Raw genomic sequence first — 23,115 nt, 5'->3', positions numbered from 1 at the left:
GATGCAACAGTTGGGTAGGAGCCTATGCTGCAACGGATTGAAGACATTGATGCAGCGCTCGTCGACAGGCTGCAGCATTCGGCGTTCAAGTACTTCCTGAAATATACCAATCCCGAAAACGGCCTTGTGGCGGATACCTCGATCGGCGGGGTCCCGTGCAGCATCGCAGCCGTCGGCTTTGCGCTTTCCTCCTATCCTGTTGGTGTCGAGCGTTTATGGATCAGCCGCGAGGAGGCAGCCGAACGCACGGTCAATACGCTGCGGTTCTTCGCCGAGGCGCGCCAGGGCGAGGAACGCCACGCCACCGGCCACCGCGGCTTCTTCTATCATTTCCTGCACATGGATACCGGCCATCGCGCCTGGAACAGCGAGCTTTCGACCATCGACACGGCGCTGCTTGTCGCCGGCATCCTCACGGCCGCGCAATATTTCAATCGCGAAGACGACGAGACGGAAACCGAAATCCGCGAACTCGCCACCTTCATCTACGAACGCGTCGACTGGCGCTGGGCGCTGAACAAGGGCGACACTATTGCCATGGGTTGGAAGCCCTCTTCCGGCTTCCTGCGCTGGCGCTATCACGGCTTCGACGAGGCGATCATCCTCTATACGCTGGCGCTTGCCTCGCCGACGCATCCCATTCCGCAATCGAGCTACGACGCCTTTACGTCAAGCTATTCCTGGATGCTGCATGGCGAGCAGTCCTATCTCTATGCCGGACCCCTCTTCATCCACCTCTTCTCGCATGCCTGGATCGATTTCCGCACCATTCAGGACAAGCCGATGGCGGAGCGGAACTGGGATTATTTCCGCAATACGCAGGTGATGATCAACGTCCAGCGTGACTATGCCGAGCGCAATCCCGGCCAGTTCGTCGGCTATAACAGGAATATCTGGGGTTTCTCCGCCTGTGACGGCCCGCCGCCGACACGGCGCATGCGCGGCGGCCGCCAGCCGAAGGTTCTGGGTTACGCCGCCCGCGGCGCACCGCTCGGCCCCGATGACGGCACGATCGCACCCTGGGCAGCACTTGCCTGCCTGCCCTACGACCGGCAGGCGGCTCTCGACGGCACCAAGGCGCTTCTGACCACCTATCCGAACCTGCTCTTGGAAGGCGGCTTCCCCGGCGGCTTCAACCCGACGGTCAAGACCAAGCGGCCGGAAGGCTGGGTGGACGACCGCACCGTCGGCATCGACCAGGGGCTTGTCGTCATGACCATCGAGAACGACCGTTCGGATTTCATCTGGAAACTGATGCGGCAATCGCCGGTCATCCGCCTCGGGCTCGAGCGGGCCGGCTTTACCGGCGGCTGGCTCGAAGGTATCGAGCCGGAAGAAGTGGTGCGCAAGTTCGGCTAGCGCATAACCCCGGAAATCGAAATCGATTTTAGAGCCCGCGCGTCCAATGGGAGCTGCGGGCTCTTAGTTTAGTTTTCGAAGACATGCGCCTTGCCGGCGATATCGAGGCGAACGAGGTCTCCCCGCGCTGGAAGCGCGACACTCGAGGTCTTGATCAGGATTGGCGGCAGCGCCACGCCGTCGAGCGAGACGGCGACCGTGCAGACCGCGCCGCCGAATTCCACCTCGACGACACGCCCGCCATAGTCGCGATCGCTTTCATCGGCGACGACACGGATCTGCTCGGGCCGCAGCATGATTTCCGCTTTCCCCTGACGACTGCCCTCGACGGCAACACGGCCGAGGGCACAGTCTGCGAGGCCGTTTCGGATGATGGCGGGAAGCAGCACGGCATCGCCGAGGAACAGCGCCGTCTCGCGATCGCGCGGATGCAGATATAATGATTGCGGCGACCCGGCCTGGATCAGCCGTCCTTCCCTGAGCACCGCCACCTGATCGGCAAAGGTCAGCGCCTCTTCCTGGTCATGGGTAACGAGAATGGTGGTGATGCCGGCCGCCTGCAGCACGCGCGCAACCGCCTTGCGCATATTCTCACGAAGGCCGGTATCGAGTGCCGAGAATGGTTCGTCGAGCAGCATCAGCCGCGGCTTACGGCCGAGCGCGCGGGCGAGCGCCACACGCTGCTGCTGGCCGCCGGAAAGCTGATGCGGGCGCCGGATCAGCATGCCGCGGTCGAGCTCGACCATGTCGAGCAGCTCGAGCACGCGCTTCTCGCGATCAGCGGCCCCTCGCTCGAAGCCGAAGCCGATATTCTCGGCAACGCTTAAGTGCGGAAACAGCGCGCCGTCCTGAGAGACGATGCCGATGCCGCGCTTGTGTGCCGGTACCGTCGCCGGACCGTCGGCGAGCAGGTCGCCATCCAGCGTCACCCTGCCGACATCGGGTTGTTCGAAGCCGGCAATGATGCGCAGCAGCGTCGTCTTGCCTGAACCGGACGGGCCGACGACCGCCGTGCGGCTGCCCGCCGCGACGTCGAGCGAAATATCCTTCAACGCCTGGACGGGGCCATAGCGCTTGCTGATGTTCTCGATCGTAAGCAGCGTCATTGGCCGGCGGTCCGTTTCGATTGGAGGTAGAGCATCAAGGTGAGCGGCAGGGACAGCACGATCATCATGAAGGCGTAGGGGGCGGCCGAGACATAATCGATCTCGCTGGTCAGCGACCAGAATTTCGTCGCCAGCGTATCGACGCCATTGGGCGACAGCATCAGTGTCGCCGTGAGTTCATTGGTGATGCCGAGTGCGGCCAGCGCGACGCTGGCTGCGGCTCCCGGTGCTGCAAGCCGCATGGTGATCTGCCGCACCGCCTGACCCGGGGTGCGGCCGAGACCCATCGCGGCGCGCTCCAATTCCACCGGCGCCTGGGCGATGCTGGCGCGCAGCCCGACCATGGCGCGCGGCAGGAAAAGCATCACATAGGCGACGATGAGCGTTGCGAAGGTCTGATAGAGCGGCAGCACAAGACGCACGGTGATCGTCACCAGCGCCAGCGCCACGACGACGCCCGGCAGCGAGCCGACATAATAATGGCAGGCTTCGAGCACCCGCTGGAAGCGGCCGGGCGCCCGCACGGAAAGCCAGGCCATCGGTGCTGCGGCAATCGTCGCCAGCACGCCGCCGACAACGGCAAGCACGATGGTCTGCAGGAAAGCGCTGCCGACTTCGATGCGCCAGATATCGGTGCCGCCGAGATAGAGCCAGCGGCCAAGCGTCACCAGCGGCACGCCGAGCGTCAGCGCCGCCAGGACGACGGGCAGCAGCATGGCCGGCGCCACGAACCAGCCCAGCCGACGGCGGTCCGCCGGACGTGGCGAGCCGGAGCCGACGCGGGCATAACGTTCATTGCCGCGCACCAGCACCTCGAATCCGAGCAGAAAAAGACAGCAGGCGACGAGCACGCCGCCGAGCATGTTGGAGGCCGGGCTGTTGTAGGAGGACTGGAACTGGTCGACGATCGCCGTCGCGAACGTGTCGAACCGGATCATCACGAACAGGCCGTATTCCGACAGCAGATGTAGCGCGATCAGCAGCGAGCCGCCGCAGATGGCAAGTCTGAGCTGCGGCAGCACGGCGCGGAAGAAGACGCGCCAGGGATTAAGGCCCAGCGAGGCCGCGGCATCCTCGATAGCCGGATCGAGACGGCGCAGCGCTGCGGCGACCGGCAGGTAGAGGAACGGATAGTAGGCGATGACCGAGACGAAGACGCCGCTCTGCAGGCCGCGCATGCCGGGAACGAGGCTGACCCAGGCATAGCTGTGCACGAAGGCAGGCACGGCGAGCGGAGCGATCGCCAGCCAGGCCCAGAGCCGGCCGAAAGGAATGTCCGTCCGCTCGGTCAGCCAGGCGAGCGTCACGGCAAGTGCGATCGACACCGGGATGGTGATCGATTCCAGCAGAACCGTATTGACGAGAAGTTCACCGACGCGTGGCCGGAAGACCAGGGTCTTCACCGTTTCCCAGCCGACATCATAGGTTACCCAGCCGATGAAGCCGAGCGGCACGAGACTGAAGATCGCGACGACGGTTGCAAGCAGGATCACCGAAGCGTGCGGCATACGTCCGCGCGGCAAAACCATTCGCGTGGCCCTCGGCGCGACCGGCGCCTGGTTGCCGGATGCGAGCAATCTGTTGTCCTGCAGCAAGGCCGATGCCTTTACACGCTGAAAAAGGAAGGCAACCGCCTTTGAAAGGCGGTTGCCGGATGTCGTCATGCCCTAAGGTTTTCTTGAGCCAAATGCAATAGTTTTGGCCGGAAGACGCCTGCGGCAGAAAGGTCAAAGCATGTCGCGCAAAAGTGTGCCGCGGTTTTGCGACGACGACATGCGGAAAACCAAAGATCTAAAGTGTGGCGCGCCACGCTTTAGATCAGGCCGGCGGCCGTCATCAGCTCGACGACCTTCTTGCTGTCGAGGGTCGAAGCTTCGACCTTCGGCGCGTTGAGGTCGGCAAGCGGCGTGAGCTTGTCGTTGGAAGGCGCATCCTTGCCGATGGCATATTCATAGGAGGTGCCGTCCTTGAGAACTCCCTGGCCTGCCTTACCGGTGACGAACTTCAGGAAAGCCTGGGCTTCCTTCATGTGCTGGGTAGACTTCAGGACGCCGCCGCCCGAAACGCTGACGAAAGCGCCCGGATCCTGGTTCTTGAAGTAATGCATGCCGACATTCTTGCTGTTCTCGCCGGTTTTCGCCTGATCGCCGAACCAGTAGTAGTGATAGATGACCGCGCCTTCGACTTCGCCCGCATTGACGGCCTTCATGGCGACGCTGTTGCCCTTGTAGGGGGTGGCGTTGTCCTTGAGGCCCTTCAGCCATGCCTTGGTGGCATCTTCGCCCTTCAGCTGCAGCAGGGCTGCGACGATAGCCTGGAAGTCGGCGCCGGCAGGTGCCGCACCCCAGCGGCCCTTCCAGGCCGGATCCTGGAGGTCGAGCAGCGACTTCGGCAGCTTGTCTTCGGTGAGCTTCGTCTTGTCATAGGCAAAAACGGTGGTGCGGGCGGCAATGCCGGTCCACATGCCGTCAGCCGGGCGATACTGATCCGGAACCTGATCCAGCGTTTCCTTTTCGATGGGAGCGAAAAGGCCCGCGCCATCGACCAGCGTCATCGCCGGCGAATTCTCGGTCAGGAATACGTCGGCCGGAGAGGCGTCGCCTTCCTGGATGATCTGGTTGGCGAACTGCATGTCGCTGCCCTGGCGCATGGTGACCTTGATGCCGGTCTCCTTGGTGAAGGCATCGATCCATTCGCGGCCGAGGCTTTCGTGCTGGGCATTGTAGACGACGAGACCTTCATCCTGCGCATTGGCGCTGCCTGAAAGCGCGGTGGCGGAAAGAAGCGAAGCGGCAAGCGCGAGGGAAAAACGGTTAAGAGCAATTTTCATGATGGCCTCCGTAGCGATGTCACCCGAGCTCTCCAAGGGCGATCAGAGGCGTATATTTTTCCTGACTGGCAATTTCAAGTTTGGCTTGGCAGGAAAAGACATCACAATATCTTGACTAAATATTTCATATTACAAGGGAATAAGTCTCGATTTGAACAAAAAGGCGGCACTCCCGAGCGCCGCCTCTCTTTCAGCCCGCCTATTCGAGGTCGAACTTGACGCCTTGCGCCAGCGGCAGCGTCCTGCCGTAATTGATCGTATTGGTGGAGCGGCGCATATAGGCCTTCCAGGCATCAGAGCCGGATTCGCGGCCGCCGCCAGTCTCCTTCTCGCCGCCAAAGGCGCCGCCGATTTCGGCACCCGATGGCCCGAGATTGACGTTGGCGATGCCGCAATCCGAACCGCGCGCCGAGACGAAGGTTTCAGCCTCGCGCATGTCGTTGGTGAAGATCGACGACGACAGCCCTTGCGGCACGGCATTGTGCAGCGCCAGCACTTCGTCGAAATCGCTGTATTTCATCACATAGAGGATCGGCGCGAAGGTCTCATGCTCGACCGGTCCGGTCTGATCGGGCATTTCGACAAGCGCCGGGCGAACGTAGAAGGCCTCGGTCGAGCCGGTTTCGACGCGGTCGCCGCCGGTCACCGTGCCGCCGGCCGACTTCGCCTCGCCAAGCGCTGCCTGCATGTTCTTAAAAGCCTGGCCGTCGATCAACGGTCCTACAAGCGTGCCGGTCTCCAGCGGATTGCCGATGGTGACGGAGCCGTAGGCCTTCTGCAGGCGCGGCACCAACTGGTCGTAGATGCTGTCATGCACGAAGAGACGGCGCAGCGTCGTGCAGCGCTGGCCGGCCGTGCCCATGGCGGAGAAGGCGACGCCACGCAGCGTCAGGTCGAGATCGGCGCTCGGGCAGACGATCGCCGCATTGTTACCGCCGAGCTCAAGAATGGCGCGGGCAAAACGCTGCGACAGGCGCGGACCGACGGAGCGGCCCATGGCCGTCGAGCCCGTGGCGGAAACGAGTGGGATCTTCGGATGGTCGACCAGCACTTCGCCGACCTCACGGCCGCCGATGATCAGCGTCGACAGATTGGCCGGTGCGGTACCGCCCTCGGCGACGAAACGCTTCAGCGCCTTTTCGAACAGAGCCTGCACGGCAAGCGCCGTCAACGGGGTCTTTTCCGAGGGCTTCCAGACGGTGGAATTGCCGCAGACCATCGCAAGTGCTGCATTCCACGACCAGACGGCAACGGGGAAATTGAAGGCGGAAATGATGCCGATCACGCCGAGCGGATGCCAGCTTTCCATCATCCGGTGCTCCGAGCGCTCGGTGGCGATCGTCAGACCGTAAAGCTGACGGGAAAGGCCGACGGCGAAATCGCAGATGTCGATCATCTCCTGCACTTCGCCGAGGCCTTCGGAGGTGATCTTGCCGACCTCGATCGAGACAAGACGGCCGAGCGCCGTCTTTGCGGCGCGCAGTTCCTCGCCGAGCAGGCGGACCAGTTCGCCGCGCTTCGGCGCCGGCACGGCACGCCATTCGAGGGAGGCCTGGTGCGCCGCTTCGATCGCCGCTTTCGTCTCGGAAACGGAATGTTCCCTGAGTTTGCCGATTTCCTTGCCGGTGACCGGCGAGGTGACGGAAAGCGTGCCGCCGTGATAGCGGCCGGCATCGACGCCGAGTTCGGCAAGCAGCTTGGCGGTTTCGGTGGCGAGATCGAGGACGGCGATGGTCATTGTCGTGTTTCCAATCTTATTGTGCTTTAGAAGCGGGCATCGGCGAAATGGGCGACCTGAGCGCCGGCTTCGTACCATATTTCCTTGAGCGCGCGGAAGCTCGGTTCGATGGGCGCAGTCAACGGCAACGGCAGATCGGCTTCGCCAATCCGGCCGAGGATATGCTCCGCCAGCGTCCGGCCGAAGACCGTGCCGGGCGCAATGCCGCGGCCATTGTAACCCGAAAAGCCGACGACCCCAGGCGCGAATTTGTGGAAGCGCGGCAGCGCATTGTCGGTCATGCCGATCTGGCCATACCATTCGCACTCGAATTCGACATCGCCGATATCAGGGAAGAGCCGCTTCAATGCGCGTTTGGCCCAGCCCTTGTGCACGGCAAGCCCAGTATTGCGCAGCGCCCCGACACTGCCGAAAACGAGACGGCCGGCCTGATCCATACGGAAGGAGGAGAGGATTTCCTTGGTATCCCACGCACCTTCCCGCCCCGGCAGGATCGATTGACGCAGATTGTGGCCGAGTGGCACGGTGGCGAAATTGAAATAGGGCAGATGCACCTGTTCGCTGCGCACCTGCTCCCACGGGCCGGTGCTGTAGGCATCCGTTGCGACGATGATCCACTCCGTGCTGACTTCGCCGCTTGCCGTCTTCACGGTCCAGCGGCTGCCATTACGCTCCGTTGCAACGACCGGGCTGGACGTATGAATGGCGACGCCGGCCTTGACGGCGGCATGGGCAAGGCCGCGCGCATAGGCAAGCGGCTGCAGCGTGCCGGCGCGTTTGTCGAGCAGCGAACCGGCATAGGCATCGCTGCCGATGCGTTTTGCCGTTTCCGCGGCATCGAGTAGCGTCACGGCTGCGCCGCGGGCGGACCATTGCGCCGCGCGATCCTCGATCTCCTTCAGTCCGTCCGCGCCGACCGCGCAATGCAGCGTACCGTTCCGTTCGAGTTCGCAGGCAATCTGATGTTTGTCGACCAGCTCCATGACGAGCTTCGGCGCATTGCCGAGCAGGTCGAGCAGACGTTCGCCATGCACCGGGCCAAGCACGTTGGGCAGATCGTTCGGCATCACCCACATGCCGGCATTAATCAGCCCGACATTGCGCCCGGCACCGCCGAAGCCGATCTCCTTGGCCTCCAGCAACACCACCTTCGACCCGGCTTCGGCAAGATGCAGGGCGGAAGAGAGGCCGGTGTAACCACCGCCGACGATAACGACGTCGGCCGAAATCGCGCCGTCGAGAGGCGAGGTCGTCGGCGCTTCGGGCGCTGTCTTTTCCCAGAGGCCGTGGGAGCGCGGATCATTCAGCATGGCTCAGTCCGATCAGAGCGAAATCGCGGGTACACTAATGCATAAAAGAAAGTGTTGAACCTGCCATTTCACGCAACGGTCTTCAGCGGCAGGTCCGCAAGGCCAAGCGCGGCCAGTGCCGAATCCAGCGATGCCGCCTGGCGTTCGGCGTAAAGTACCAGCTCGTCCTGAACGGTAGCACCCAGTGCCGCCTCAAAGGCGTCACGGTTCGAGCGGGTCGCGTAGTTCTGCTGCTGGTCGGTGCCGAGGTTCGACTGGAAGATGCCGGCCGCGCTGACGGGCAGGAAGTCTTCGTAGACGATCGGAGTGAAGGCGAGGTAACCCTTGGCGATCAGCGCCCCCGGATCGCCGGACAGCCTGCTGCCGGCCGCGGCGGCAATGCCCGCAGGCGTCGCGGAATAGCGGAAGAAGGCCAGATCCGCCCTGCGCAGCTCATCCCAGCTATCCGGGAGTGCCTTAAAACGCGCGGCGAGTTCATCGTCGTAGGCGCCGGCCTTGGCGCCGCCGGCGCCCACCTGCACCTCGCCGCGAACCGAGGCGAGCAGCTGGTCGTAGAGCGCCCGGCCCTTCGCCGTCAGCGCTACGCCGCGCTGTTCGATCTCGCCGAAGCGGGCGGTATGCGTACCTTGAACGGCACCATCACCATTCGAAAAGGCGATCGTTTCCTCCAGCGCCTTAAAACTCGTCTGTCGCAGCAGGATATCGCAATGACGGCGCGGCGGCCCTTCGATGACAGCCTTCGGCGTGATGCCGCGTTCCGGCATGCGGGCCTGGACCGCGTCGATATCGAGCGTGCGCGGCGTCAGATGGTTGATGTGCGGTCCCTTGAAGCTGACGACGTCGGCGATCAGCCGATGGGCATCGTGCAGGCGCTTGTAGGTTTCGGCGCTGACCGTCGCTTCGCCATGCCAGCGGAAGGTTTCCAGCGCCTCGGCGACGAATTCCGTCGCTTCCGCCTCGCTCAGGCCACCGTTCTGCTCGTGGCGCTCGATCAGCGCGACGGCGCGCGGCGTGTAGATCCGCCGTTTCGCCAGAATGGCTTCGGCCTCACGGCGCAGCCCCTCGTCCTCGATCAGTTCCAGTCGCAGCAGCGAGGTGAAGACACGGAACGGGTTGACGTTGAGCGCTGCCTCGTCGATCGGCCGGAAGCTGGTGGAATGAACCGGCACGCCGGCGACCGAAAGATCGTAATAGCCGACCGGCTGCATGCCCATGACCGCAAACAGCCTGCGGATGGTGAAAAGCTCGTCTGCCGTACCGAGCCGGATGGCGCCGTGACGCTCGACATCGATGCGCTCCAGCTCGCCGGCGCCGGCCAGACGATCGCGCAGATCGGGATCATTCTCGAGGCAGCCTGCATTCACATCCGCCACCAGTTCGATCAGCGTGCCGTATTGCGGCACCTCCGCCCGGTACATCTGCGACATCGCCTCGGTAAACAGCGATCGGATGCGGTCTGGGGAAACGAAGGCTTGCGGCATTGGGAAACTCCGGCTCATTCCGTTTTTGCAGGATGAACCTCTTTACACGCGCGACAAAGCCGCAAATATCGCTATTTCGGAAATAGCCCATTCTGAAACGGAATGATCATGCTGACGTCTAGACGTTTCCTGCCATCGATTTCGCATCTCGCCGCCTTCGAGGCGGTTGCCCGCACCGGCAGCGTGACGGCAGCGGCGCGCGAACTCGATCTGACGCAGAGCGCCGTCAGCCGGCAGGTCAGCGCGCTGGAGGAGCAACTTGGCGTCGAGCTCTTCCGGCGCGAACGCCAGACCATGCGGCTGACGCTCGCCGGCGACGGATATGCCCGCGAGATTCGCGAGGCGCTGCGACGGATATCGAGCGCCTCGCTGAACCTGCGCGCCAATCCGCATGGCGGCACGCTCAATCTCGCCATCCTGCCGACCTTCGGCACACGCTGGCTGGCGCCGCGCCTGGGGCGCTTTCTCGCCGCCAATGCCGGCGTGACCATCAATCTGGTGACCCGGCTTTCGCCCTTCGATTTCCGCCTCGATTCGATCGACGCCGCCATCCATTTCGGCCATCCGCACTGGCCGGGCGCCGAACTCGCGCTTCTGATGTCGGAGCGCACGGTGCCGGCCTGCAGTCCGGATTTTCTGAAGCAATATGCGATCTCAGGACCGGAGGATCTGCTCGCCGTTCCGCTTCTGCATCTGACGACGCGTCCTGACGCCTGGGAGCAATGGTTCGCCGGCAATGGCGTTTCCTTCGAAAGCGTGCACGGCATGCTCTTCGACCAGTTCGCCACCGCCGCGCAGGCGGCAATCGCCGGCCTCGGCGTCGCCCTGCTGCCGACATTCCTGATGCAGGAGGAGATCGGGCGCGGCGATCTCGTCGCCGCTGTCGACCGTGAAATGGAAAGTCGCGAGCGCTATTATCTCGCCTTTCCGCCCGAGCGCGCCGATTATGCACCGCTTGCCGCTTTTCGCGACTGGATCGTCGCCGAAGCGACCGCCAATCCGACTGCGTGACGAACGGCTTGCATCGGCAGGGCGCTTTCGACCATTATGCGATCCAAACAACTTTGCAGGAAATCTTCATGAAGCCGATCTTCGTCCAGCTCCAATGCGCACCCGGCAAGACCTATGATGTCGCCGACGCCATCTACCAGACCGAACTGGTCTCGGAGCTCTATTCGACCAGCGGCGACTACGATCTGCTGCTGAAGGTCTATATCGAGGAAGGCCAGGATATCGGCAAATTCATCAACGACAACATCGCCAATATTCCCGGCATCGTCCGCTCGCTAACGACGCTGACCTTCAAGGCATTCTAGAGCAATTCCAGCAAAAGTGCGCAGCGGTTTTGCGTCCGGAATTGCGTGAAAACAAAAGAGATAGAGCGTTTCCGTGATTCGAGAAAAACGGAAACGCTCTGAATTCCCGTCAGACACGGTTAACCTTTTTCGCGAAGATTGGCCCTCGCAAGCGGTCACCTAAACCGCGCCTTAACGCCGGGCATATCTGGTCGTTGTTATCACGGGGCCCGCATCAGCGCGGGCCGGTACGTGCAGCGATAGGTGAAAAATGTCGATCGTCGAGGCAGATAGGGTGCACGCGATGCCGCAGTTGGAAACGGCTCCGCTGATCGTCCATGTCGTGCGCCAATTCCTGCCCAATCGCGGCGGCCTGGAAGACGTGGTCGCCAATCTCGCCCGCCAGACCGTGCGCCGTGGTTACCGCGTGCGCGTCGTCACGCTGGATTCGCTCTTCACCGCGCCTGAGGACAAGCTGCCGCTTCGCGAAGATATCGACGGCATCGAGGTGGTGCGCATTCCCTGGTTCGGCACCAGCCGCTATCCGCTGGCACCGCAGGTTTTCCGCCATCTTGCCGATGCCGATCTGGTGCATGTCCATGCCATCGACTTCTTCTTTGACGCGCTCGCCTGGGGCCGGCTGCTGCACGGAAAACCGATGATCGTCACCACCCATGGCGGCTTCTTCCACACGCGGAAATACGCGGCGATCAAGAAGATCTGGTTCCGGACGCTGACCCGCGCTTCGGCGATGGCCTATCGCCGCGTCGTCTGCTGCAGCGCCTCCGACCTCAAGCAGTTTTCAGAAATCGTGCCCGACAGCCTGCTGATCGAAAACGGCGCCGATATCGGCAAGTTTGCCGACACCGCTTCACGCCGGGCAAAGCGCCGCATCGTCACGATCGGCCGATTTTCGGTGAACAAACGGCTGGACCACCTGCTCGATGCGATGGCCATGTTGAAGACCCGCGATCCGGAATGGCATCTCGACATCGTCGGCGCCGAATCCGACCTGAACCGGGCGGATGTCGAAGGCGCAATCGAAAGCCGTCATCTGTCCGGCCGCGTCACCCTGCATGTGTCGCCCGAGAACGACACCATCCGGCGCATCATCGCAGAAGCCTCGATTCTCGCCTCCGCCTCGGAATATGAAGGTTTCGGCCTGGTGGCGCTGGAGGCGATGAGCGCCGGCCTCCTGCCGGTGCTGAATGCCAACGATGCCTTTGTTACGCTTGCCGCCCGGCATCCTGTTCTCATGCTTGCCGATTTCACCAATCCTGAGAGCGCCGCCACGGCGATCGAAACGGCATATGAACACCTTTCGCGCCAACCGGACGCCGTTCGCGCCGAGCTTCTCGACGCCGCCCGCGGCTATTCCTGGGATATCGTCGCCGGACATTATATTGATCTCTACAGATCGCTTGATGTCAGCGCCGCAGAAAGCATCTGATCCTGTCTTCCTACCGCATAAGCGCTACAGCCTTGCGCGTGTGAAAAGACCCCCGGCGCTGTAAAATCCCCAATCATGCTATGGCGAGCAATCATGCTCTGGCGAGACGAATGATCTCGTCGAGCACGAATTTGCGCGATTGCGGCGGCGTCAGATTGTGGTCGGCATCCGGCAGCATCAGCAGCCGCACGTTCGGATAGCGGGAAAGCCTGGCGCCGCGCGGCCCGAAGTGGAAATAGACATGGTCGAGCCCGACATCGCCCTCGCTGTAGATCAGCGTCAGCGGCACCTTGCGCTTGCCGAACAGCGCGAAGGAGTGCCGGACCTCGCGGGCGATATGGCGCCGGTCGGGAAGCAGCTCGAGCAGCGGCGCAATCCATGGCGACAACCGGCGGCCGGCGGCGATGACGATATTCTGCAGCGCCGCAACGACGTCCACCTGGCCGCGCAGCAGCCGCTTCAGCGTGTCGAGCCGCGCCAGGCGCTGGCTGTAATCATCGAGGCTGCGGGGAACGGAGACGACATGTTCCCTGCGCACCGGCATGTCAGGATCCCAGTAATAGACGAAGGGATTGATCGACACGACAGCCTTCAAGCGCTCATCGGCGACGCCGGCGCGGAAGGCGACATAGCCGCCGCTGCATCGGCCGGCGACCATGACGGGGCCGGCGACGACACCTTCGAGCAGATCGAGCGCGGCGACTGCATCTCCGGTCTGCGTATCCGAATAAAGCACCTGTTCCGGCGCATCCGGCCGGGGCGGGCTGTCGCCGACATTGGCGGAATCGAAGCGCAGCGAAACGACGCCTTGGCGGGCGAGCTCGCGCGCCATATCAACCGTCGTCCGTCCCCAGCCGGCATGCCGGTCATAGGCCGTCGACAAGAAGAGCACGGCATTGCCCTTGATCTCGCCGAGCGGCCGGCTGACGACGCCGACCAGATGATTATGGCTTCCGAAACGCACCGGAGCTTCGGCAAAACCATCGCCGGCAAGCGGCGGGTTGTCGATCGCCGTCGGCGAATGGGCGGCGGATGTCTCTGTCGTCGTTGCCTCCAGCCACGTCGTCAGCAGCGCCACGACAGCCATCGGCGTCTTGGCAAACAGCGGGTTGGTGGCGAGCTCGTCATAGCCTTCGAAAGCCTTCTGCTCGACATCGGCGCCAAGCGCCTTCAGCGCATCGGCAAAGCCGGTATCCTCGGCCTTGGCAGGACGTTCGAGGATCAGGTAGCGGGAGGTTGCGAGCCCCTGCGGCGAGGTGATGTTGAGCTTGCCGAGCTCGGCGGCGATCTCTTCGGGCATGACGAGCCCGGCGATCTGCACCTTGGCGATCTGGACATGCTCCTTGCCGAGGCCAAGATCGGCATCGATGATCTTGGACCACATGTTGAGTTCGCGCAGATAGGCCCGGCCGCTCAGCACCGGCGCCAGCATGACCAGGCTGTCGACGCCTTCGATCGAGGAGCCGACGCGGTGGGCAAGCGTCGCACCGAGGCCCTGGGCGATGAGGATGATGCGGTCGCAGCCGCTCAGCGACTTGAGCTTATCGGCGGCCGCACGGATCGAATCTTCCCAGGTTTCCAGCCTCGCCGGCAGTGCGCCGAAATCGAGCGCATCGCCGGTGCCGCGATAGTCGAAGCGCAGGCTCGGCACGCCGATATCCGAGAAATGCTCGGCCGCGACGCGGAAGAATTTACGGCTGCACATCTCCTCGAAACCCCAGGGACTGACGAAGAGCACCGCGGCCGAACGTTTCTTGGCGAGAGGATTTTCAGGCATGAACAGCCCGATCGTGCCGTCGAAGACCACAGGCAGGGCGGCGCTGCGTCCCGCCCCCTCGGCCGGTTCGAGCGAGAATTCACCGGGCGCGACCTTCGCACGATCGGGATCGCCGGGAAGCCGCGGCGCGATGAAATTGATCGCGTAGCCAACCGGTCGCCGCAGCAGGGACGGCATCTTCTCGAGAATGGAGCGCATGACTTCGACATCCTCGCCCGGCACGGCGCGCAGCACCCGGAGTGCTGCAAAATAGGCGAATGCGCCGGCGATGATGGCGCCGACCAATCCGGCCGGACCCTGGACGAATTCCAGCACGGAAGTCGCTCCGCAAGCACACAGCACGGAGGCGAGCGTCACCTTCGTCAGGCTTGCGTAGAGACCCGAAAGCTGGGATCCGAATCCTGTCTGTCTGATCATCATCACCGACATCGCAACGAATACGAGGATGCGCACGAGTGCGGCACCCTCGGCGGCAAGCCTAGGTACGATCAGTAAACAACCCGCTACCATCAGTAGGCCACCTATCACACTGATGTTCAGGCGGGAGCGGGCCCTGTCCATCGACAGCAAATAGAGGCTGAGGATCTGCATGAAGGTATAGGCGGGAGCAACAAGCGCAAGCAGCGCCACTACCGTCCCGCTGCGGCGGAATGCTTCGCCGAACACCACGAGCACCAGTTCGCTAGAGATCGCGGCGAGCCCCAGGCTCATCGGCAGCACGATATAGGCCATGCTGCGGGTAACGGCGGTAAAGACCTCGACCGGCAATGTCGAATCGTCGCTGCTGTGCCGCCGCTCGGAATAATAGGGCAGCAGGCTGCCGGTCATCTGGATCGGCAGTTGCAGCGCGATATTGGCGATCGACAGGCCGACGGCATAATAGCCGACCATCTCCACCGACCAGAACTGCTGCAGGAAGAGAAGCTCGAGGCGGTTGAGGAAAATGGAATCGATGATGAACTGGATCGACAGGATGACGGAAGAGGAGGCGAGATATTTCAGCGAGACCCCGCACCAGTCGCGCCGCGCCAGAAGGATCGGCAGCGTGGCGAAAAACAGCACGAGCTGGCCGAGCGCATAACCGACGAGAACGCCCTCGACGCCGTAGAAAACGGCGCCGACGGCAACGCCGGCAAGCTGCACGATCGAGACGGCGACCGTCAGCTTAAAGAAAGCGCCGAGCTTCTTTTCGCCGATCAGGTAGAATTTGACGAAGGATCCGATCGCCTGGATAAAGAACAGCACGCCCGTGACCAGAGCGACGGATGGCGCGGTGTCGGCCCAGTGCATCTTTTCGGAGGTGAGGAAGAACAGCGCGTAGAGCGCCAGCAGCACGACGGTCGAGAACATCATGAAGCTGACGAGGATGGCGGCAAAACCCCGCCGGCGGCGCGCGTCGAAGCCTTCCGCCGAAAGTTGCGGCAACGTCTTCAGCAGCGTGATGCTGGAGCCGAGCTCGGCGATCGAGGCGCCGGTCACCACCAGCCAGAGCGAGAAGGCGACGATGCCGTTGGCTTCCGGCCCGAGCAGCCGCGCGGTTATGATCGATGACACAAAGCCCGTCAGAAGCAGCAGCATGCCTGCCGCCGCGTTCATCACCGAGTTTGCGATAATACCCTTCGACATCTGTCCATCCGTCAGGATCGGCCTACCGCCGCATACCCGCCATCTCTAATGCGAAAATGTTAAAATAAAGCGGAGTGGCACCTTAGCTGGCCTGCATCGCCGCCAGCGTCTGAAGCGCCTTCTCGTAGCTGTTTTCCGCGAGGTAACGTAGCAGGAACTCCCGCGCCTTCTCGGCCTTCTCTCGTGCACGCTCGGGTGTGCGGAAGATATCTTGCAGGTGCGCGGCCGCCGCCTCGGGTGAGGGATCGGCCCAGACCGCGCCTTCGAGCCCGGCAAATTCGGGATGGGTATCGACCACCGGAATGAGGGGAGAGGCAACCAGCCAGCTATTGTCGGGATCGCAGAAATCCACCGTGCCCGACCAGGCCGTGGAAATGACGGGTGTACGCTGCATGATCGCCTCGGCCACCGTCAGCCCGAAACCCTCGGAACGATGCAGTGAAAGATAGGCATCTGAGCAGCGGATGAGGCCATTGATATCGGAATCCGACATCCTGTCGGTAACGATCCTGATCCGGGTATTGCCCGCGACCGAGGCGACCAGTTCGCGCAGGCCCTCATCCTTGTTGATATCGCCGCTGGCCTTCATCAACAGGAAGGCGCTGGGGCATTCGGCGGCAAATATCCAGAAGGCCTCGATGACGGCTTGCGGATTCTTCCGGTTGATCGAGGAGCCGGCGCTGAAGATGAAGCTGACGAGAAAGGCGTCTTCCTCGATGCCGAATCTCTGACGCATGCCTTCCGTCGCAGGCTTCTCGGTGACGGGATGCGGAACGACGATGACCGGTGCCGCAGTGAGGGGCGCAATCGCCCGCCTGGTGAATTCCGACGGCACGAAGACGGCATTCATGTAATGCATCGCATTGCGCCACTCGGCCGGCACGACTTCGAGCTCCCAGGCGAAATAGCCGATGTTGAAGGCGCGGGTGAAATTCGCCACGCCCTTCTTCAGGATGGCGCGCGGCAGCATCGGCGGATTGAGATGCCAGATCCGGCTTCCCGCGGGTTCGGTGGAGAGATGCGACGGCATCCATCCGGCGAAGGAATTCTCGTCAGGATGCGTGCTGACGTCGGAGAGCGAAATCGCCCGCCCCGCCTCCGACAATGCGCCGGCGCAGAGCCTTGCCGATTCGCCGACGCCGACCGCCATCGAGAGATAGCCGACGATTTCCACCGGCCTGCGCGGATTGAAAGCAAGACGCGACCGCGGGATCAGCCGCTGCAGAACATGGGCGCGCAGAAAGCGGTATATCGTTCTCAAATCACGGTCTTTCCCAATGGATCGGCATCATCCTTCGCAGCGGCGTCAGCCCTCGATTGCGACGCGATGCGAACTGCCTAGACTTCTGATCTCGCCCGCAGGCGGAATGTCGCTTTCCACGCCGGACAGCGCGTGGAGCTTCACGCGCCGCATCGCGCCGGGGGCAAGGTGGAACCAGTCGTCGTCGGCCCGATAGCCTTCGACGTCGATATGCACAGATTGCGCCAGCCGGTCGGCCCTGAGGTCAACGAACCAGTCGTCGCCGTCTCTGGTGAATGATGCTTCGATACCTGCATCATGCAGCGCCTTCCCCCGTCCGCACGGGAAGTGGAAGCTCTCGGCGAGAATGGCGCCGTCCGCCAGCGAGCGCAGGCGCGCCACACTGGCATTATGCGCCGGCGGCCCGAAACGGAAGGCATAGGTCGTGTCGAAGAAGGCGCCGAACAGCGCGGTGCAGGCAAGGCGCTCCGTATCTCTTGCCGCCAGCTTGAAGGCCCTGCTGCCGCTGACGACCTGCTGTTTTCCACCGCGCAGACAGACGACCTCGAGCTCGACATCGAGTGCTTCATCCGTCTCGTTGACGACATGCACGTCGAGACCGTTCGTTCCCTCGTCGGTGAAGACCACTTGCACCGGCCGGAATGCACGGCGCATCGCATACCAGACCGGCTTCGGCTCTCCGGTGGAGTCGATCACTCCCCAGCCGGGGCCGGGCAGCAGATCCTGCAGCGTCCAGACGAGCGCGCCATTGCAGGCGGAGCCCTTGCGCCGCCATTCAGCAAAAGTCTCCTCGATCACCTCGCCGGTAACGGCGCGGGAGAGATCGAGATAGCGTTCCGGATCTTCGCGGCGCAGCTCAGCCGGATCGAAACCGTAGAGAAGCTGCAGGTAGAAGTCGCGAACATCCTCGAAATCCCACGATGCACTGCGGTCGCGGGGCACGCGAGCCTTCCATAGCGGGCTGTGGACGGCGGGCACATCGAGATGACGCTGCAGCGTCCTTTGCTGCGGCACATGCGCGAAGGCGAGGCTTTCCGAGGCAAAACGCACATCGGCGCGGCGCGCATCGGCAATCGGCCGCATATAGGCACCGACGCCGTAATAATGCGCGATACCGGCATTGGGCGAAAAGGGCATCGCTCCGCCGTATGGCGAGTTCGGCACATAGGGCACGTCGGGGCGCATGCGCGCGACGACCGCCGGGATGATTTCATCGGTGACCGGCCCGCTCCAGAATTCCGCCGGCAGGCCGAGCATTGCCGCCTGCTGGTGGACTTCGCTGCCGCCGCAGAGCACGGCCAGCGAAGGCGACGCCTGCACGCCGTGGAGGAATTCCTCGACCTCCGCATGCACGTGGCCAAGAAAAGCCTTGTCGTTGCGCGGATAATCAAAATTGGCGAACATGAAATCCTGCCAGACGAGCAGACCGAGTTCGTTGCAGAGCGCGAAGAAATCCGGCGTTTCGTAGGCCATGGTGCCGCCGATGCGGATCATGTTCATGCCAGCTGCAGCGGCAAGCCGCAGGAACGGCTCATAGTCCGCCCGCCCGCCCGGCAATCGCGCGATATCGGCCGTCGTCCACACCGCGCCGCGGCAGAAGATGCGTTCGCCGTTGACGAGGAGCGCGAAGTCATCGCCATGGGCACCACGGTCGATGTCGATACGTCGAAAGCCGGTCCTGCCGAGCGGATATTCCACGCCGTCGGAAACCAGCGTCAGCGCGTAGAGACGCGGAGCGCCATGCGTATGCGGCCACCAGGCCTCGATGTCGGAAAGCTTGAGGATAGCCGAGTAATGACTGTCGCCGACCTTCTCGAAGGGCTGCTCCATCCCGCCGCAGCGCAGCAGCATTGCCGGATCCTCGGCATTGCTATGCAGGGAAACGCTGAGGCGGCCGACACCACTCTCCTCCAATACGGCGCGGATCGAGACATTGTCGATCGAGACGGGATGACGCCGCACCATCGAAATCGGCCGCCATGGCCCGACGGCATGGATATCGGGGCACCAGCCCGGCATGTGGCCGAGCAGCGTCGTGCGGAAATTCTTCAAGCCCGCCGGCGTGATCATCTGCGGCCGCCAGCGCGCGCGCGGGCCCGGCTCCGACAGGCGGGGGCCAAGCGCCCGGAAGCACAGCGCCAGTTCGTCGCCGCCCGAAAGCGTCACCGGAATCTCGTGCGCCGTGAACATGCTCTCGGAAAACAGGATTTCCTGGCCGTTCAGGAAGACGTGGCAGAGCGTCGCCAGCCCTGCGAAACGCAGGATCGCGTCGCCGGGTTCGGCATCGAAAAGCCGGCAGAGATACCAGGCATCCCGCGTGTTCAGCGGCTCGGGATTTTCCCGGTCGAAGAGCCCGGCTTTTTCAAGCGCTGCGGCGACGGTGCCTGGAACGGGTGCTGGAATGAACTGTGCGGAAAGCGGGATGTCGTGCGGCACGGCGCAGGCGCCCGGCTCCGTCAGGATCAGGTTCCAGCCTTCGGAAAGTAGACTTTCCTCGGCACCGATGCTTGCCAAACGCCCCCGCATGGTCAGATCTCCGGCCTCAGATTCGCCCCGCAAGCGACGCCATCATGGAATCCCATGCATCGGCGGCCGGATCAAGTGCTGCCTGCAACGGCTCGAACTTCCTGCGGGTGACGGCGCGGGCAAGCTGGAACTGCACCGATTTCGCCACCTCCGAAATACGCCTGGCATGCTCGGCGGCAGCGGCGAATTCACCAGGGGAAAGCCAGGCGAGGTAATCGGCCGCCAGCTCGAAATTGGCGCCCACCTGGCGAAGCGTGTTGAAGGCGTATTTGTGGAAGAAGCCGAACGGCCGTTCCGCCAGCGATTCGACCTGTTGCGGAAAGACGCTTGCAAAGGCGCGGATCGGGTTTTCGCGGGGACGCCGGGCAAAATGAAAACCGGCAAGCCGCCGTGCGCTCGCGCGCAGATGCGCCTCATCTGCCGGCCTTTCCGGGAAACGCGCAAATTCCGTGTAGGGCAGGAATGGCGGGTCGTTTTCCGTCAGATGCAGCTGGAACAAACCGTCGAAATCCTCGCCTTCGAGACGGAAATAACCGGCATTGTGGAAATAATCGACGCGCTTGGCCGCAACGTCCAGGCGGTTGATAGCAACCGTCGTCTTGCCGTGCTCCTGCCGGTAGGCCGTGCCGCGCGTATCCGGCATGTAGAAGGAATCCATTTCGATCAGGCAGAGACGAGCCCGCGCGATCTGAACCTCGACATGGCGTTCGACACGGTCGTAGATGGCAAGCTCGGTCACACGAATGCCGTAGAGCGCTTCCAGATCCTCAAGCGGCACCTTGAAGAAGGTGAACTGGTCGCCCTCGAAATCCTGCGTCAGGGTAAAACCCAGCATCGCCTCGGGCGCAACGCCTGATGTCGCCAGAACCTCGATCCAGAGATCGACATAGCAATTGGTTTCCGGCCAGGCGCGCTCGCCGGTATGCAGCGCATGCGCCCGGTAGGTTTCCGGGTCGATTCCCGAAAAGACCGATGTCATCGATTTGCTCAGCCCCACAGCGCTTTCCGTACGCTGGCCGGCCAGTGCTTCACATCGAGTCCGTGATGATGGAAGAGGGCAAGGGCGATGCGCTCCAGTCCGAAGCCGACGCAGGCGGTGTGCGCGACACTGCCGTCCTCGAGATTGAGACCCCATTTCGTGCCGAAGGCATCCTGATGGTAGTTGAAGCTCATGCAGGCGGTCGGATTGGCAGCCGAGGTGATCGGGATCAGCAGCTCGAACTTCAGGTTCTGGTCGCGCTGATTGTTGGCGAGCATCTTGCCGGCGCGGCCGAAGAACGGATCATTGGCAACGTCGATCGTCACCTCGAGGCCGACGGTCTTCATCATCTCGACGCCGCGATCCATCCAGCGCTGGCGGAAATCGGTGACGTGCAGCTCTGTGCCCATGCAGACATATTCACGCATGCGGAACAGCTGCTGTCGGGCAGGGTCTTTCGACGGCTCATGGCGGAAGCAATAGGATTGCAGGTCGAAGAGGCCGCCCGTCTCCGGCAGATTGCCGCGCTTGGCGATCGTCGGATAGAGCGGATAGCAGGCAGCCGGCGTCAGCACGATGTCGGTCGCCTCCTGTCCCTTGGTCCAGTCTTCCCCGACTTCCATGCATTGCAGCAGGCTGACATGATCGAGCTCGCTGCCGCAGAAGCTGTGCACCGTGCCGGCGAGCTGCGGAAAGCTCTTCATGTAGCCGCTCTTTTCGAAGAAGGCGCGGTTCATGCCGGGCGGAAAACGCATGGCTTCGGCACCATCGGCGCCGCCGAACGTGTCGATCAGGCGCTCGAAGGCAGCGATCACGTCTTCGAACTGGCCGCTGCGGCCGTAGAGCCCGTCGATGCCGGTATCGATCAACAAGCCGGATTCGAAAAGCCGGTCCAGAAACGAGGTCTGCATATCCATGACTGTCACCCCAGTAGGCTAGTGTCCTGCTTATGGACAAGAAGCATGCTCGACGTGTTGCCGAGGATGCGGTCATTCGAAATCATGAGCTGTGCGGAATGCGCGTCGCGCAGATGGCGTCCGAGGCTGAAGGGCGTGCCGTTCTTGTAGCCCATGATGCCGCAGATCAGCATGGCATGGTTGACGATCTCCAGGATCGTCTCGGACGAGGCAATTTTGACATTGTTCATCGCCACCGCAAATCCCATCGAAGACAGCCTGTCGGCATCGGCCTTGGCATCCTCATAGGCCTTGAGGCCGGCAACCACGTTGGATTTCACCATCTGCAGCAGGTTCGAAACCTCGGCGAGGCGCAGCGCGCCCGGCGGCTGGGCATCCGGCGCCTTGCGGGCGGCAGCGCGCACGAAAGCCTGGGCGCGCACAACGGCATCGACGGCGATGCCGTACCAGACGCCGCTCCAAAGCAGATGCGAAGAGGCGAGCATGGATTGCGCCGCGATCTCAGCGAAAGGCTTCGGCAGGATCTGGCAAGCCGGCGCTTCGCCCTTGAACAGGAACCCATCGGAGCAGGTGCCGCGCATGCCGAGGGTATTCCAGACATGCGTTTTCTCGATCGTGTACTGGTCCTTGAGGAAGGCCGTCAGCACCTGATCGGAGGAAGCCGCCTGCGCATGGGCGCGCGAGGTGATAAGGATGGCGTCGGCGTGCGAGCCGTAGGAAATGACGGTCGCATCCTTTTCGAGGCGGCACGTGTCGCCATCGACCTCGACCGCGCAGATGCTGTTGCGCAGATTTCCGCCGATACCGCCTTCGGTGGTGGCGGATGCGATCAGCAACTGCTCGGCTGCGATGCGGCGCATGAAACCGCGATGCCATTCGCTGTCGGCGCCATGTTCAACGAGGCTCGACAGCTTGATGTGGTGCATGGCGAAGACCATGGCGCTTGCAGCGCAGGCCTGGCCGAGCATCGAGCACAATTCGGCGATCTCGGTGATCGAGGCGGATTCGCCGCCGAAGTGGCGCGGCACCTGGATGCCGAGCAGCCTTTCGGCCTTCATCGCATCGACGGCTTCCCGGGGGAAGCGGGCCTCGGCATCAACGGTATCCGCGTGTTTCGCCGCGATTTCGGCGACACGGGCTACCCTTGTGACAAGACCGTCCTGCATGATCTTGACGGGGAAATTCATCAGGCGACCTTCCGGCTGTCCCGGATCAGATCGACGGTCCTGGCGATGGCCGAGATGCTCGCGAAGGATTTGCGGTTCAGGAGATTGTCGGGAAATTCGATGTCGAAGGCCTCTTCGAGGCCAAGCATCAACTGCACAGAAGCAAAGGACGTCAAACCCGCCGCATAAAGATCGGCGTCGTCGGCGACCTGGTCGATCGACCCAGGAAGCTTGCCGAATTTGGCTACGAGGTCGCGGATTGCCTTATTCATCCCATCACTCCAAGATTCTCAT

Annotated in this window: 17 protein-coding genes; 4 read left to right on the top strand and 13 right to left on the bottom strand. The window is 62.8% G+C overall.

Features of this window, described 5'->3' with window-relative positions; genetic code table 11:
• The first annotated feature begins 24 nt into the window (after nt 1-24).
• A complete protein-coding gene (locus tag FFM53_RS14090) occupies nt 25-1,359 on the top strand; it encodes a glucoamylase family protein (RefSeq protein WP_130662450.1) in 1,335 nt (444 codons plus the stop codon).
• 68 nt (nt 1,360-1,427) lie between these two features.
• On the opposite strand, the gene FFM53_RS14085 is transcribed toward FFM53_RS14090, so the two are convergent.
• The 6 genes from FFM53_RS14085 to hglS all read right to left on the bottom strand — a co-directional run bounded on the left by FFM53_RS14085 (nt 1,428) and on the right by hglS (nt 9,842).
• Nucleotides 1,428-2,465 (bottom strand): ABC transporter ATP-binding protein, encoded by a 1,038-nt coding sequence (locus tag FFM53_RS14085; RefSeq protein ID WP_138389415.1) that lies wholly within the window; start codon nt 2,463-2,465, stop codon nt 1,428-1,430.
• The gene (locus tag FFM53_RS14080) at nt 2,462-4,129 is read right to left on the bottom strand and encodes an ABC transporter permease (RefSeq protein ID WP_138389414.1); all 1,668 of its coding nucleotides are present in this window, start codon (nt 4,127-4,129) and stop codon (nt 2,462-2,464) included. The genes FFM53_RS14085 and FFM53_RS14080 overlap by 4 nt, the downstream gene beginning before the upstream one ends.
• Before the next feature lie 149 nt (nt 4,130-4,278).
• Nucleotides 4,279-5,295, bottom strand: a complete 1,017-nt coding sequence (locus tag FFM53_RS14075) for an iron ABC transporter substrate-binding protein (protein WP_138331873.1) — start codon at nt 5,293-5,295, stop codon at nt 4,279-4,281.
• A 199-nt stretch (nt 5,296-5,494) separates the two neighbouring features.
• Complete coding sequence (amaB, locus tag FFM53_RS14070) at nt 5,495-7,033, bottom strand: L-piperidine-6-carboxylate dehydrogenase (RefSeq protein WP_138389413.1); 1,539 nt, start codon at nt 7,031-7,033, stop codon at nt 5,495-5,497.
• A gap of 26 nt (nt 7,034-7,059) precedes the next feature.
• Nucleotides 7,060-8,343, bottom strand: coding sequence for an NAD(P)/FAD-dependent oxidoreductase (locus FFM53_RS14065; protein ID WP_138389412.1), 1,284 nt, complete (start codon nt 8,341-8,343; stop codon nt 7,060-7,062).
• A gap of 68 nt (nt 8,344-8,411) precedes the next feature.
• Nucleotides 8,412-9,842: a 2-oxoadipate dioxygenase/decarboxylase HglS gene (gene hglS, locus FFM53_RS14060; protein WP_138389411.1), complete on the bottom strand. Its 1,431-nt coding sequence runs from the start codon at nt 9,840-9,842 to the stop codon at nt 8,412-8,414.
• A gap of 84 nt (nt 9,843-9,926) precedes the next feature.
• On the opposite strand from hglS, the gene FFM53_RS14055 reads away from it, so the two are divergent.
• The 3 genes from FFM53_RS14055 (at nt 9,927) to FFM53_RS14045 (ending at nt 12,569) form a co-directional block, all read left to right on the top strand.
• Nucleotides 9,927-10,835, top strand: a complete 909-nt coding sequence (locus FFM53_RS14055; RefSeq protein WP_138389410.1) for a LysR family transcriptional regulator — start codon at nt 9,927-9,929, stop codon at nt 10,833-10,835.
• Between the two features lie 68 nt (nt 10,836-10,903).
• The gene (locus FFM53_RS14050) at nt 10,904-11,140 is read left to right on the top strand and encodes an Lrp/AsnC ligand binding domain-containing protein (protein WP_003543721.1); all 237 of its coding nucleotides are present in this window, start codon (nt 10,904-10,906) and stop codon (nt 11,138-11,140) included.
• Between the two features lie 250 nt (nt 11,141-11,390).
• Entirely contained in the window at nt 11,391-12,569 is a 1,179-nt protein-coding gene (locus FFM53_RS14045) for a glycosyltransferase family 4 protein (RefSeq protein WP_138389409.1), read from the top strand.
• A 91-nt stretch (nt 12,570-12,660) separates the two neighbouring features.
• Here FFM53_RS14045 and FFM53_RS14040 read toward each other — a convergent pair whose 3' ends face one another.
• From FFM53_RS14040 to FFM53_RS14010, 7 genes are all read right to left on the bottom strand, one after another.
• Nucleotides 12,661-15,972: an oligosaccharide flippase family protein gene (locus FFM53_RS14040; protein WP_138389408.1), complete on the bottom strand. Its 3,312-nt coding sequence runs from the start codon at nt 15,970-15,972 to the stop codon at nt 12,661-12,663.
• 82 nt (nt 15,973-16,054) lie between these two features.
• The gene (locus tag FFM53_RS14035; protein ID WP_138331881.1) at nt 16,055-17,233 is read right to left on the bottom strand and encodes a glycosyltransferase family 4 protein; all 1,179 of its coding nucleotides are present in this window, start codon (nt 17,231-17,233) and stop codon (nt 16,055-16,057) included.
• 45 nt (nt 17,234-17,278) lie between these two features.
• Nucleotides 17,279-19,759 (bottom strand): glycoside hydrolase family 2 protein, encoded by a 2,481-nt coding sequence (locus FFM53_RS14030; RefSeq protein ID WP_138389407.1) that lies wholly within the window; start codon nt 19,757-19,759, stop codon nt 17,279-17,281.
• Nucleotides 19,760-19,775: 16 nt separating this feature from the next.
• Nucleotides 19,776-20,738 carry a DUF1839 family protein gene (locus tag FFM53_RS14025; protein WP_138389406.1) on the bottom strand — a complete coding sequence of 321 codons (963 nt, stop codon included), beginning with the start codon at nt 20,736-20,738 and terminating at the stop codon, nt 19,776-19,778.
• An 8-nt stretch (nt 20,739-20,746) separates the two neighbouring features.
• Nucleotides 20,747-21,655: an amino acid--[acyl-carrier-protein] ligase gene (locus tag FFM53_RS14020; protein WP_138331884.1), complete on the bottom strand. Its 909-nt coding sequence runs from the start codon at nt 21,653-21,655 to the stop codon at nt 20,747-20,749.
• Nucleotides 21,656-21,660: 5 nt separating this feature from the next.
• Nucleotides 21,661-22,842: an acyl-CoA dehydrogenase family protein gene (locus tag FFM53_RS14015; RefSeq protein ID WP_138331885.1), complete on the bottom strand. Its 1,182-nt coding sequence runs from the start codon at nt 22,840-22,842 to the stop codon at nt 21,661-21,663.
• Nucleotides 22,842-23,093: an acyl carrier protein gene (locus tag FFM53_RS14010; protein WP_003543737.1), complete on the bottom strand. Its 252-nt coding sequence runs from the start codon at nt 23,091-23,093 to the stop codon at nt 22,842-22,844. Before FFM53_RS14010 ends, FFM53_RS14015 begins: the two co-directional genes overlap by 1 nt.
• Nucleotides 23,094-23,115: the final 22 nt, after the last annotated feature.

This window comes from Rhizobium indicum (assembly GCF_005862305.2).
In the GTDB taxonomy this organism is placed as follows: Bacteria; Pseudomonadota; Alphaproteobacteria; order Rhizobiales; family Rhizobiaceae; genus Rhizobium; species Rhizobium indicum.
This window is presented reverse-complemented; position numbering and strand designations above follow the sequence as displayed.

Bases quoted from the DNA above. Each gene is read 5' to 3' on its own strand.
- amaB (WP_138389413.1), bottom strand. From the start codon at position 7,033: ATGACCATCGCCGTCCTCGATCTCGCCACCGAAACCGCCAAGCTGCTT.
- FFM53_RS14025 (WP_138389406.1), bottom strand. From the start codon at position 20,738: ATGACATCGGTCTTTTCGGGAATCGACCCGGAAACCTACCGGGCGCAT.
- FFM53_RS14020 (WP_138331884.1), bottom strand. From the start codon at position 21,655: ATGGATATGCAGACCTCGTTTCTGGACCGGCTTTTCGAATCCGGCTTG.
- FFM53_RS14055 (WP_138389410.1), top strand. From the start codon at position 9,927: ATGATCATGCTGACGTCTAGACGTTTCCTGCCATCGATTTCGCATCTC.
- hglS (WP_138389411.1), bottom strand. From the start codon at position 9,842: ATGAGCCGGAGTTTCCCAATGCCGCAAGCCTTCGTTTCCCCAGACCGC.
- FFM53_RS14010 (WP_003543737.1), bottom strand. From the start codon at position 23,093: ATGAATAAGGCAATCCGCGACCTCGTAGCCAAATTCGGCAAGCTTCCT.
- FFM53_RS14090 (WP_130662450.1), top strand. From the start codon at position 25: ATGCTGCAACGGATTGAAGACATTGATGCAGCGCTCGTCGACAGGCTG.
- FFM53_RS14045 (WP_138389409.1), top strand. From the start codon at position 11,391: ATGTCGATCGTCGAGGCAGATAGGGTGCACGCGATGCCGCAGTTGGAA.
- FFM53_RS14030 (WP_138389407.1), bottom strand. From the start codon at position 19,759: ATGCGGGGGCGTTTGGCAAGCATCGGTGCCGAGGAAAGTCTACTTTCC.
- FFM53_RS14075 (WP_138331873.1), bottom strand. From the start codon at position 5,295: ATGAAAATTGCTCTTAACCGTTTTTCCCTCGCGCTTGCCGCTTCGCTT.
- FFM53_RS14065 (WP_138389412.1), bottom strand. From the start codon at position 8,343: ATGCTGAATGATCCGCGCTCCCACGGCCTCTGGGAAAAGACAGCGCCC.
- FFM53_RS14050 (WP_003543721.1), top strand. From the start codon at position 10,904: ATGAAGCCGATCTTCGTCCAGCTCCAATGCGCACCCGGCAAGACCTAT.
- FFM53_RS14040 (WP_138389408.1), bottom strand. From the start codon at position 15,972: ATGTCGAAGGGTATTATCGCAAACTCGGTGATGAACGCGGCGGCAGGC.
- FFM53_RS14085 (WP_138389415.1), bottom strand. From the start codon at position 2,465: ATGACGCTGCTTACGATCGAGAACATCAGCAAGCGCTATGGCCCCGTC.
- FFM53_RS14015 (WP_138331885.1), bottom strand. From the start codon at position 22,842: ATGAATTTCCCCGTCAAGATCATGCAGGACGGTCTTGTCACAAGGGTA.
- FFM53_RS14080 (WP_138389414.1), bottom strand. From the start codon at position 4,129: ATGACGACATCCGGCAACCGCCTTTCAAAGGCGGTTGCCTTCCTTTTT.